This is a genomic window from Streptomyces sp. NPDC037288, from assembly GCF_055603265.1.
This window is the reverse complement of the sequence record NZ_JBVJVY010000090.1, coordinates 1-10,510: the sequence shown is the minus strand read 5'-3', so window position 1 is coordinate 10,510 and position 10,510 is coordinate 1. Positions and strand designations below refer to the sequence as shown.

Genomic DNA, 10,510 nt, shown 5'->3' with positions numbered 1-10,510 from the left:
CGCCTGCCGGGCAGGGAGCGGAATCCCTATCGACACACGCCCCGGGGCGCACGCCCCAACACTGATCGGCTACACCACGAAGCGGGACGCCATCCAGACCAGCACGTTCGCCCCCCTTTCTCGCGCGGATGTGAGCTGAGTCGAGGACCGCGCGGGACAAGCCGAAACCTTTCTCGTCCAGGAGTTGGAAAACCTTCTGGTCCAGAGCCGGCCCCATACCCCGGCTCTGGACCAGATCAGGAAGCGACGATGGACGGTCGGCTACGACGCACCAAAAGCACGGCGGCAGTACCCGCCAGGCACAGCCGCTGACCAGCACGTAGACGATCGCGGCAAACACCGCCTCATCATCGATGCTCACGACCCCGCCACACCGCGGTCACACCCGCGCAAGCGGCAGCAACGGCCTCCCCCGCTCCCACAGACCATCCGGAACGACCCAATCCCACCACCCGCCGCATCAGCCGCACCGTCCAAGCCATCCATACCCCCTTGAACTGCGCCTATGCAGGATGAAAGAGGTTCAGTGATGTGAGAAGGCCGTCCGCAAGGAACTCCTCATCGTGCACGGTCAGAAGCATCCGTACCAGGCCGGTCAGGGGGCTTTGGGTCCGGTTACCACCGGGCCGTTTTCGGCGTCCATGGGAGCCGTCACCGGTAACAACGTGGCCCCCGCCAGCAGTGCGCAACAGACGGCGAGGACGGGCAGAAGGACACGCGGACGGAGGTCGCGGGCCCTCATCGGCTGCTCGACCAGGGCATAGCTCAGCGTCGCAAGAGCGAGGGCCGCGGTGAACCCGGTTGCGGCGCGGGCAGTGTGGGAAAGTTCAGGGAATTCGATCCCGAGGAAGATCCAGACGGGCCAGTGCCACAGATAGATTGCGTAACTGCGCAGGCCCACCCATTGAAGGGGAGCTGAGCATAGCAAGCGGGAGAGCGCACCCGGAGTGGTGTGTGCGAGGGCATTGACGAGTACGGCCGCGGCGAGGCCGGCGACCGGAAGCTGCCACATGTACAGATCCGCCGAGTCAATGTCGGCTGTGGCCCACTGAACCCCCAGCACCGCGACGGAGACGGCGGTGAGCGCAGCGGTCAGGAAAACGGGAGGGCGGACCGGGCGGAGCGCGACGACGGCACCGAGCAGGAGAGCACCAGCCCGGGTGTCCGTGCCGAGGTATGCGCGATCGGGAGCGCCTGGGACGTACCAGTGAAGGGCGAGGGTGTAGCTGGCGCCTGCGACGACGACCGCGGCCACGGCGAGAGCACGGCGAGAGACCCTCACAGGGAGGAAGGTGAGTGCGGCGGCCAGGGCGAGTGGCCACACCAAGTAGAACTGCTCCTCAACGGCAAGAGACCACAGGTGGTTGAGGGGAGCGGCATCCAGGCCCACGGACCAGTACCCGATGTGGGCCGTGATCGCATACCAATTGGAAAGGTAGGTGAGGGCTGCAAGGGTCTGTCCGTTGACTGTGGGCCGCAGGCCGGGAGGGTCCTGGATCAGCATCCACGCCTGTACGGCCGCCACCACGAGCAACATCGCGGGCAGGAGGCGTTTGGCACGGCGGTACCAGAAGTCGAGTCGTGCGGGGCGCAGATCCTTCTCCCGCTGGGTGACCAGCAGTCTGGTGATCACGAACCCGGAGATCACGAAAAACAGGTCTACGCCCAAGAACCCGCCCAGGAGGGGCAGTTGGAAGTGGTAGGCGACGACGCCGAGAACAGCAAGCGCTCGCAGGCCGTCGATCGACGGGATACGGGAGGAGCCCTGGAGGTCCGTCAGCGCATCGCGGGTGAACTTCCCCGAACGCACTCCCAGTTCCGTCAGCGGGGCGCCGGTTCGTGCCGACGCCGTCTTCATGGCGAACCTCATGCCACCGGCTCAGCTTTCAGCTCCGGGGAAGATGGTGTTCAGTGCCCAGGTGGCGATCCGGTCGCGAGCCTTGGAGGTCAGGTGCCGGGTCGGGTCGTACACCGAGATGCCGTCGATCACCTTCGGACATGAGGACTCGTTGCACAGCTGTCCCGCCACGTCGAGAATCTTGACGTGCACGCGTTTCTGCTCAACTTGCCGCAGTACCTGGTTCATCACCCGGGCGGACTCCCGGTAGGGGGAGTCGGCGACCAATGGCGAGGTCATCAGGTAAACAGGCTTGCCGGATCCGGTGAGCAGGCCCACTGCCTGGTCGAGGCGCTTGGCAAAGGCTGCGCGAGCCGCCGGCGAGGTGAGGTCCTTGGGATTCTCGTGCGCATTCACGCGCTGCGGCTCGACGTCCCAGTAGCCGACCATGAGTACGGTGGCATCGGGCCGGAACGTCCTCAGATACGACGGCCATTTCTTCGGCCATTCACGGCATCGGGCAGGGGTCTCGTTGCCTTGGGGAAGTCGGATGCCGCAACCGCCCAGGCCTGCGTTGACGACGCTGGTGTGCTGAGAGGCGACGGCGCTCATGCCCTGGGCGAGGTTCGCGGCCCAAGAATCTCCGACCACCATGATTCTCTTGCCGCCTGTACCGGGGCCGAGGTGCCCGGCGGCTGTACCGAGCGGAGGCGTGCCCCGTCCGGAATGGGAACCGGCGGCCCGTTCTTCGGCCCGAGTGGTCGTTTGCATGGACTGCTGGCTCGAACAGCCCGCGACCGCGAAGCCCGCCAGGCAAAGAGTCGCGGCGAGCACGCGGCCGGGACGGTGAAGAGTGCGGCTCATCAGTCGAACTTCACGTAACTGGTGACGTTGCCGGACATGTTCGGGGTCAGCGTGCCCACCTCGCCGGAACAGCCCCGTGAACGGTAGTAGTGCATAGTGCGGTTGGTGACGTTGATCGCGTAGTACGGGGCTTTGTTGCCTCGCAGGAAGTAGCAGTGGCTGGACTGCGGATTCTCTAAGGAGGCGGACTGCTCGGCACCGCCGTCCGGGCTCCAGTAGAGGCCGCCGGTGCCGGCCACGGCGTCCGTGGGCAGCAGGGCGGCGACGCCCATCGCGGCTACAGCAGCAAAAGCCTTTAGTTTCATGTCGGATACCTTTCGGCAAGGAAGATCTACATGGAGAGAAAGGAGCAGTGGTTTCTCAAGCTTGATAGCGTGGCTGGAACATCTGGTTGAGAATCCAGGCGCCGAGCCGCGTCTCTGCTCCGTGGGTGGTGTGCCAGGTCCGGTCATACACCGGGATGCCGTGGATCGGGGACGGGCAGGCATTGGCATCGCACAGCTGATCACGAAGGTTCAGCACATGTACATTCGCATGGGTACGGGCAACGTTCTCGATCAGATCGTCCGCCACCCGTGCCGAGGCGTCGATGCGCGGGGCATTCATGAGATAGACGGGTGTATTGCGCGCGGAGAGAATATCGACAGCACGGTTGAGATTCTGCGTGAAGCGCTCTCGCTGATCGGGGTCGGTCAGGTCCCGAGGCGGAGCGTCCCAGGTGACTTTCCGGGGCTGCGAGTCCCACTGCGCGACCATCAGGAGCACGGCGTCAGGGTGGTACTTGTCCATCAGCTGCGGCCACAGAGTGGGCCATTGGTTGCAGGTGGAGCCCTCGTTGTCGGCCGTGAAGCGGATCCCGCAGCCGCCGCGGCCATTGCCGTAGACGATCGTTCCGGGTGAGGCCGCTCGCATGCCGGTCTCCATGTGAACCGCCCAGGAGTCCCCGACCGAGAGCACCTTCTTTCCCGCGGCGAGCGGGGTCACGTGCGCCGCGCCCAAGGGTGGCTCGGCGTGGATCCCGATCCGCGCCGCGCTCGCGCCCGGCAGGTGGCCTTCTACCGGCGTAGCCGAAGCGATGGACGCAAGTGCCGGCCAAAGGGCCACACCTGAAGTAGCCAGCGCGATTCCCAGTCTGAACCTGTTCAGCTTCATGCCCTCATCCTTGGCTCTTCAGCGCCGAATTCTTCCTCGTAAAGTGAGTCAGCTGAAAGCAGGACTGCTCGCTTCGAGCAATACGCTGACTGCAGCAGACCGTCGCGTCGCCCTCAGAATCTTGCGTGCACGATTCGAGCCACGCGAACACCCACGCTATAGACCCGCCGGGCGACTGCTGAGCGAGACACACCACGGATTCCGGTGAAAACGATCGTTGTCGTCCGATCGAGTATCAGACCAGGCCGGTGACGGTGACGGTGACGCGATGACGCCCCTTACTTCCGGGCGGGGTGGGCACTACCCGTTCCACAGCGGCGCGTACCGCTCGCGTCACGTCAAGAGCGCGCTGACCGCGCCAGAGGACGACACTGACGTCGACGGCCAAGGTCCCGACGGCGTCGCCGCGTCGGACGCGCACGGCGGACCTCGCGGTTTCCCCGTCGAACTTTCCGTCACCCTTCGCCTGGTCCGTCACACGGCCCAGGACCGAGCCGCGCAGCAGCCCGGCGAGGCCGGGCCGCAGGAACGCGACACCGGGTACGTCGACGACAGCCCGCGCGATCCGTTCCGTCAACTCCGCGGGATTCCCGGCCGCCGTCACCTCGGTCCTCCGTACTGCGGGACCTCGTCGTAGACGTCCGCAACGGCCACGTCCACCGAGTCGACTTCCATGCCGAGCGCTCGGTCCGCCGTAGCCCGTACTCGCTCGCGTACCTGCTCCGCGGCCCGCTGGAGGTCGGCGGTGACGGCGACCACCACCTCGATGCTCACCGTCACCGGGCCGCGTGCGCGCTGGGAAGCCGCGACGCCCGGACCGGTCGGCAGGACCCGGCAGCTGCCTGCACGGACGTCCGGCAGGGAGTCGACCGCCGCACGGAACGCCTTGGCGGCCGCCGCCTCCACGATCCAGTGGTCCTCCGCGGGTGTGCCCAACGGCAGTGTCCTGCCAGGGCGCAGTTCGAGACGTACGACGTCCATCACTCGCTCCACGAGCCTGCGGGCGTCGGCCTCGGGGGGATCCTCCGTCTTTGCCTGGCGCACGACATTCTTGAGCTGGTCGAGTTCACGCAGTGCGCCTGAGCAGTACGGGCATGTGCGTGTGTGCGCGTCTTCCAGTGCTTCCTCCCACTGACGCCACACGTCGGCCAGTTCCCGGCCGCAGGGCAGCCGCTCATCATCGGAGCATTCGTCGCCGTCCATCCCGTCGGCCGGGTCGGAGTTCGGTTCGTTCATCGCCATGCGACCATCGCCTCCGTCAGTTGGCGTCGCGCGCGGAAGACGCGTCCACGGACCGCCTCCTGACTGATTCCAACGATGTCCGCCACCGCCTCGTACGACAACCCGTTCAGCTCCCTGAGCACCCAGCACGCTCTCTGTTCGGGAGAGAGAACCGTCATGGCCTGCGCGAGGGCTTCGACGGCGGCCTGGCCCTCTACCGCGCGCGCCGGGGAAACCTGGTGATCGGGGGCAAGGGGCTCGGCCACTGCTTCCAGAGCGGCAGCCGGCCGCCGAGCGCGCAACAGGTTCAGGCACTTGTTGGTCACGATCCGGTACATCCACGTGCCGAATGCGGACTCCCCACGGAACTCCGGTAATTTACGCCATGCACTGACGAAGGCCTCCTGCACCGCGTCCTCCGCCTCGGTCCTGTCGCCGAGCAGTCGTGCGGCCGTCTGTAACAGCATGGGTCCGTGATGGCGCACCAATGCTTCAAAAGCCTCCTCGTCTCCCTCTCCTGCGCGCACAGCCAGCAGGGTGTCCTCGTGCCCTTCACCCTCCGCGGCGTCAGGCGGTCTGTCCCACTGCCCTGGCACTGATGATCTCCTCTCGCTCACCCCGGCTCCGCGGGTCTTGTGTCCGACCCGGCGGACGGCCGGGCGTGGACCGGGGCAGCGGCACGTTATCCACGGAGTGGAAAAAACCCAGCATCGCGTAATGAAGCAGTGGAAAACGTGTCGAAATAGGTGACCGCGTGCAAAGCCATTTATCCAGGAGGCACACCGATGAAGACACCGGAGCCGAACCCGGCGACGACGGCCGGCGGCGGCCGGGTGGCGGTGCCTGAGGGCACGGCCGTGCCCGGAGGATCCCGCAATGCCACGGAGACCGCAGACGCGCGGGGCAGGACGACCATTGCTGACGTGGTCGTCGTGAAGATTGCCGGCATGGCGGCCCGGGAGATCTCCGGGGTGTACGACATGGGCGGCGGCCTCTCCCGCACGATCGGCGCGGTGCGTGAGCGGGTGCCGGGCGGACGGCCGAATGTGGGGCGCGGGGTGAAGGTCGAGGTCGGCGAGCGACAGGCTGCCGTCGACCTCGACCTGGTGGTCGAGTACGGAGTACCGATTCCCGAGATCGCGCGTGCCGTGCGAGAGAACGTGATCTCCGCTGTGGAACGGATCACCGGCCTCGAAGTCGTCGAAGTGAACGTCAACGTCGACGACGTACGCCTCCCGGAGGACGAGACGGGCGCCGCGGTGGACTCGCGCGTGGAGTAGGACGTACAGGCGTTGAACCACATATGGCCGGCGATCAGGAGAGACACGGCCGATCTGCCGGAGACGATTGAGAAGAAGTGAGGAGACCGGTGAGCAGAGCCGAAACAGGTCTGCTGGTGGGCATGTCCCTGGGGTATGCGGGCTGGTTCGGCGGCTTCACGGCGTTCCTGCTGGTGGCCGCGTTGGGGGCGGTTGGCTGGACCGTGGGCCGTCTTGTCGACGGTGGAGCGAGTCCGTGGGAGTACTTCGGGCCCCGCGACGGTCGGCGTGACGAGTCCCGCAGCGACGCTGGTACCGGGCGGCTGCCGTGAGCACGGCCGAGGCCGGAGCAGGGGCGGTGGCGGCCGCCGAGCGAGGCCGGACCATCGTCGCCGACCGGGTGGTGCGCCGCATCGCTGAGCGGGCCGCCGCGGAGGCTCTGCCGCCGGGAGACGTCGGCGCCATTAGGGCGAAGGTGGCAACGGGCGGCGGCCGGGCAGAGCTGGCAGTCGATCTCACGCTGCCCTATCGGGCTGCGTTGGGGAGAGCCGGCGACCAGGTCCACCACTACGTGGCCCGGCGTACGGCGATGCTCACCGGCCTCAAGGTCTTCCCTGCGCGCATCCGGGTGCATGGTCTGACGCTTCGCGTCGAGCCCGGTTCCGGTGCGGCGACTCCGGTCGTGTCCTCACCCGCCCAGGACATGTCGGGACGGCCGCCCAAGCGGATATGGTCGGAGCGCCGTCTACCCGCCACGCTGGCGGCGATCCTGGGCGCAGCGGTGTGTGGGGCGGCGCTGTACGAGGTCGTGTCCGTGCACGTCGCGGGGGATGCGCCCCTTTCCCTGTGGTCCCGATTGCTGTCTTGGCTGTCCACTCACGGCCCTGGCGACTCCACGCTGGCGCTGGGCGCGGTCACGCTGCTGCTCGGCCTTGGGCTGATTCTGCTTGCGGTCACGCCCGGGCGGCGCCGCTCACTCACGATGAGGACGCCGGACCGGCACATGCGCGCGGCCCTCAGCCGGGCAACGGCCGAGTCCCTGGTGCGTCACGCGGTGGCGGACGTGTCCGGGATCTCCCACGTGCGGGTGCGCGTCAGAGGACACCGGGTAAGGGTTCGGGCCACTGTGGGCTTCGGGGATCGCGATACCGCGCACGAGGCGGTGACGACGGCGGCTCACGAAGCCCTTGCCACCTGCGGACTGAAGCACACGCCCCGCCTGCGGGTCAGCCTGCGTACCGCGGCGAGTTGGCAGCCCGTCGAGCCGCAGGGCAGTTCGCCGCAGAGCCCCACGACAGAAGGGGAATGGCCATGAACCGACTGCGCGGAGGCATCAACAGAGCCGCTCTGGCCTGCACCGGCATCCCTCTCGCGACAACGGGCGTCGTACTCGGGGCCGCCGGTGTCGTCGGCCCCGACCGATTACCGCCCTGGTGGCCTACGTTCGCTCCCGGCGCGGTCTGGGTGGATCGCGGAAGGCTGGCCTTCTGGCGCGACCACGGCTGGTGGACACCGGCGGTGGTGACCGTGCTTGGCATCGCCCTTCTGCTGTGCCTGGCCTGGTGCGCAGTCCAGGTTCGCCGCGGCCGGCTGCACATCCTGACGCTCGGCGTCGCCGGCGTCACCCTCTCCGGCTTCGCCCTCTCCGACGCCGTGGAACGCAGGACGCGGAACCTGCCCGGCGTCATGCACGCACACGTGCACCTTCTCGGCCGCCCGGACCGACTACGACTCCGGGTCCATGTCGTCCTGACACCGGGTGCCTCACCCTCGGCCGTCCTTTCACACTTCAGCGCACGCGTCCTGGCTGAGGCGCGCGAGGTGGCCGCACGGCGCATTGACGCGGAGGTGCTCCTACGGACACGCCGACACGAATTTCGCCGCGTCCACTGACGGATGGCCCGCACGGCCACGGCCACGGCATCGGCGAAAGCAGTACCGCGCGGAGGCACCGGTGATCGAATATCCGCCAACGGCAGACCACAGCAATCGTTCGACAGGTAATAACACCGATTTGTTCCCTCGAAAGCCTGATGTCTTACTGTGCGTGACACTCGTTAGGTGACCGTGGCTTGGAACAAAACGGCTCCGACCGATAAACAAGCGTTCATCTCACACGGGACAGAATCCGATACTCAGGAAGCGGGGCTGCTTGAGTCGACCGCGCCTAACCTTTCTGGCAATGCGGTAACTTGGCTCGACCTTGCCGGGGGGCGAGCGTGCATCCAGCGTTACGCAGATCTACTTGACGACGTCCTCGATGAACTCCGCCACGCCGAGGCCGAGCACACGCACACGGAAGATCTATCCCGTGACAAAATGGGAGGAGTCGAGCATGGATGAATTCTTCCTGAGCAGGCGCGATCCATATGACTCACAATTCATCGAGGGCGCAGGATACGACGTACCGCAGCGCCATCACTGCGCTGAGTGCAGCGCATATCAGAGACACCATTGCTGGCACAGCCTGGATGCAACAACGGTAGGAGGTGGATGGGATCCGGACGAGGAATTGGCCCAGTTGTTAAATATGGACCCCAGCATGAATTACACCTATTCACCCCCTGTCGGACAGGGCGTGCACAGGCCTCCAGTAGACCAACGACAGCCCCTGCCGCGATACCGCAGCCATGCAAGCAAACGGCGAATTAGACCGACCGCTATCCTGATCGTGGCCATCATCGCATGCTCCGCGGTCATGCTTGGCTGGTCAATTTCCTACTCGTACGATCAGCTTCGCGCCGTCGCCGCCTTGTTCATGCCGGAGAAGCTGGCTCGTTGGTGGCCCTGGATGCTGTACGGGCCCTGGCTCGCAGCGGGCATGTCCATCATGCGCGCTTCCCTCCAGCATCGGACTGCTCGATGGTCCTGGACCGTCATCGTGACCGCTTCCGTGGGGGCAGTCGCCCTGTGCGTCGGGAATTCTTCAAAATCTCTTCTGATGATGACTGTCTCCGGAATTCCACCCATCACCGCCCTGGCCTGCTTCCAGGAGCTCGTCACACAGTTCTCAGATCGCTACCGCCCCCAGCACGCCATGCATAGCCCAAAGCGATCCGCACAGTCATAGAAGGGTCGCCGACGCACAGCGCGAGCGGGACCCCGCCCCGACCAAAGGGAACAGCGGAACAACGGGAACGTACCAGGTCAGACCGGCAACGTTCCGAACCGTCCCACCCACTCATGCGTGACACCGATGGGGAACGACACCGACTGAGCGACTCACGACCCTCAAGACGGTGACTGCCGGCGGCTGCCCAGCAGCCACAACGGCCACTCCACAGTTAGCGGAACACGCACAGTATGAAGCGGCACAGATTCATATATGTTCAAGTTTTTGCGCAACGTAAGGCTCCACCGACCCGCCGGAAAGCATCAGCGATACACTCGCCCGCGTTGGGAAGGGCATGGGGCCAGTACGGACGGCGGAACGATCAGCCAGGCCACCCGGGTCAGGCTGACCGCAGCGTTCAACCAGCAGATCTCGGTCCCCGTGATCCTGCGTTACAGCTCCACCGACCCGCTGGCGGTCCACGTCGATTTCCCTGCGCTAGTTTCCAGCGACGGTACCGACATGACCTGGTCCTTCGACCGCGGGTTGCTGGCGAACGGCCTTTGCCGCCCCACTGGCATCGGGGACGTCCGTATCTGGCCCTCCGGCCGCGTCTATACGATCATTGAATTCCGCAGTTCCGAAGGCAGAGCCTTCGCCAAGTTTGACACAGCCGCCCTGATTCGTTTTCTCCTGCGTTCATACGTATTGGTCGAGCATGGCAAAGAAGATATGGGCCCAGCCATCGAAGGGGGGCTGGCCACCCTGCTGGACGAGGTCTGAGGACGTCATGGCCACCTTCGCTGCACCCGGACGTCCCGAATCAGGCCTGAACCTCTCGTTCCCGTCCTTTGTGGCAGGAGGAACCGATGAGCGTCCCAGCCCCTCACGGCCTGAGCTCGTGTGTTCCCGTTGTTCCACTGTTCCCTTCGATCGATGCGGGCCCCTCTACCGAAATACGCACGCAGTCGACACAGCCATGTGAAAGTCACAGCATCTGCATAGCCCGGTGGGGGGGGGGGGGGGGGGGGGCCGCAGCCCCGCCCCGCAAAAAAAGGACCCTCCCCACAACCCCAAAAACAACCCCCCCTCCCCCCCCCCCCCCCCCCCCCCCCCCCAAAACAC

General features: G+C 66.0%; 13 protein-coding genes and 1 pseudogene. 6 read left to right on the top strand and 8 right to left on the bottom strand.

Annotated features, from left to right (window positions below; translation table 11 throughout):
* Window positions 1-97 precede the first annotated feature (97 nt).
* The 8 genes and pseudogenes from ACZ7GZ_RS40625 to ACZ7GZ_RS40590 form a co-directional block, all read right to left on the bottom strand.
* Window positions 98-424, bottom strand: a pseudogene (locus ACZ7GZ_RS40625) (transposase); the annotation flags it as partial.
* A gap of 171 nt (window positions 425-595) precedes the next feature.
* Window positions 596-1,858 (bottom strand): acyltransferase family protein, encoded by a 1,263-nt coding sequence (locus ACZ7GZ_RS40620; RefSeq protein ID WP_471032533.1) that lies wholly within the window; start codon window positions 1,856-1,858, stop codon window positions 596-598.
* Between the two features lie 21 nt (window positions 1,859-1,879).
* The gene (locus tag ACZ7GZ_RS40615) at window positions 1,880-2,701 is read right to left on the bottom strand and encodes a DUF459 domain-containing protein (protein ID WP_471032530.1); all 822 of its coding nucleotides are present in this window, start codon (window positions 2,699-2,701) and stop codon (window positions 1,880-1,882) included.
* Window positions 2,701-3,006 (bottom strand): hypothetical protein, encoded by a 306-nt coding sequence (locus tag ACZ7GZ_RS40610; RefSeq protein WP_471032527.1) that lies wholly within the window; start codon window positions 3,004-3,006, stop codon window positions 2,701-2,703. Before ACZ7GZ_RS40610 ends, ACZ7GZ_RS40615 begins: the two co-directional genes overlap by 1 nt.
* Window positions 3,007-3,061: 55 nt before the next feature.
* Window positions 3,062-3,853, bottom strand: coding sequence for an SGNH hydrolase domain-containing protein (locus tag ACZ7GZ_RS40605; protein ID WP_471032524.1), 792 nt, complete (start codon window positions 3,851-3,853; stop codon window positions 3,062-3,064).
* A gap of 235 nt (window positions 3,854-4,088) precedes the next feature.
* Entirely contained in the window at window positions 4,089-4,457 is a 369-nt protein-coding gene (locus tag ACZ7GZ_RS40600) for an Asp23/Gls24 family envelope stress response protein (RefSeq protein ID WP_471032521.1), read from the bottom strand.
* Entirely contained in the window at window positions 4,454-5,095 is a 642-nt protein-coding gene (locus tag ACZ7GZ_RS40595; protein ID WP_471032519.1) for an Asp23/Gls24 family envelope stress response protein, read from the bottom strand. Before ACZ7GZ_RS40595 ends, ACZ7GZ_RS40600 begins: the two co-directional genes overlap by 4 nt.
* Window positions 5,086-5,670 carry an RNA polymerase sigma factor gene (locus ACZ7GZ_RS40590; RefSeq protein WP_471032517.1) on the bottom strand — a complete coding sequence of 195 codons (585 nt, stop codon included), beginning with the start codon at window positions 5,668-5,670 and terminating at the stop codon, window positions 5,086-5,088. The genes ACZ7GZ_RS40595 and ACZ7GZ_RS40590 overlap by 10 nt, the downstream gene beginning before the upstream one ends.
* 189 nt (window positions 5,671-5,859) lie before the next feature.
* Between ACZ7GZ_RS40590 and ACZ7GZ_RS40585 the strand changes: the two genes are divergently transcribed.
* From ACZ7GZ_RS40585 to ACZ7GZ_RS40560, 6 genes are all read left to right on the top strand, one after another.
* A complete protein-coding gene (locus ACZ7GZ_RS40585) occupies window positions 5,860-6,354 on the top strand; it encodes an Asp23/Gls24 family envelope stress response protein (RefSeq protein WP_360098485.1) in 495 nt (164 codons plus the stop codon).
* An 89-nt stretch (window positions 6,355-6,443) separates the two neighbouring features.
* Window positions 6,444-6,665: a hypothetical protein gene (locus ACZ7GZ_RS40580; protein ID WP_471032514.1), complete on the top strand. Its 222-nt coding sequence runs from the start codon at window positions 6,444-6,446 to the stop codon at window positions 6,663-6,665.
* A complete protein-coding gene (locus ACZ7GZ_RS40575; protein WP_471032512.1) occupies window positions 6,662-7,648 on the top strand; it encodes a DUF6286 domain-containing protein in 987 nt (328 codons plus the stop codon). Before ACZ7GZ_RS40580 ends, ACZ7GZ_RS40575 begins: the two co-directional genes overlap by 4 nt.
* Window positions 7,645-8,226 (top strand): hypothetical protein, encoded by a 582-nt coding sequence (locus ACZ7GZ_RS40570; protein WP_471032509.1) that lies wholly within the window; start codon window positions 7,645-7,647, stop codon window positions 8,224-8,226. Before ACZ7GZ_RS40575 ends, ACZ7GZ_RS40570 begins: the two co-directional genes overlap by 4 nt.
* Before the next feature lie 442 nt (window positions 8,227-8,668).
* Window positions 8,669-9,403, top strand: coding sequence for a DUF2637 domain-containing protein (locus ACZ7GZ_RS40565; RefSeq protein ID WP_471032507.1), 735 nt, complete (start codon window positions 8,669-8,671; stop codon window positions 9,401-9,403).
* Between the two features lie 255 nt (window positions 9,404-9,658).
* On the top strand, window positions 9,659-10,168 hold the full coding sequence (locus ACZ7GZ_RS40560; protein WP_471032504.1) for an SsgA family sporulation/cell division regulator: 510 nt from the start codon (window positions 9,659-9,661) through the stop codon (window positions 10,166-10,168).
* Window positions 10,169-10,510: the final 342 nt, after the last annotated feature.

What these genes read in the sequence shown, in the direction of transcription:
- ACZ7GZ_RS40610 (WP_471032527.1), bottom strand. Translation starts at nt 3,006, where the DNA reads ATGAAACTAAAGGCTTTTGCTGCTGTAGCCGCGATGGGCGTCGCCGCC.
- ACZ7GZ_RS40565 (WP_471032507.1), top strand. Translation starts at nt 8,669, where the DNA reads ATGGATGAATTCTTCCTGAGCAGGCGCGATCCATATGACTCACAATTC.
- ACZ7GZ_RS40620 (WP_471032533.1), bottom strand. Translation starts at nt 1,858, where the DNA reads ATGAAGACGGCGTCGGCACGAACCGGCGCCCCGCTGACGGAACTGGGA.
- ACZ7GZ_RS40585 (WP_360098485.1), top strand. Translation starts at nt 5,860, where the DNA reads ATGAAGACACCGGAGCCGAACCCGGCGACGACGGCCGGCGGCGGCCGG.
- ACZ7GZ_RS40605 (WP_471032524.1), bottom strand. Translation starts at nt 3,853, where the DNA reads ATGAAGCTGAACAGGTTCAGACTGGGAATCGCGCTGGCTACTTCAGGT.
- ACZ7GZ_RS40560 (WP_471032504.1), top strand. Translation starts at nt 9,659, where the DNA reads ATGTTCAAGTTTTTGCGCAACGTAAGGCTCCACCGACCCGCCGGAAAG.
- ACZ7GZ_RS40595 (WP_471032519.1), bottom strand. Translation starts at nt 5,095, where the DNA reads ATGGCGATGAACGAACCGAACTCCGACCCGGCCGACGGGATGGACGGC.
- ACZ7GZ_RS40570 (WP_471032509.1), top strand. Translation starts at nt 7,645, where the DNA reads ATGAACCGACTGCGCGGAGGCATCAACAGAGCCGCTCTGGCCTGCACC.
- ACZ7GZ_RS40615 (WP_471032530.1), bottom strand. Translation starts at nt 2,701, where the DNA reads ATGAGCCGCACTCTTCACCGTCCCGGCCGCGTGCTCGCCGCGACTCTT.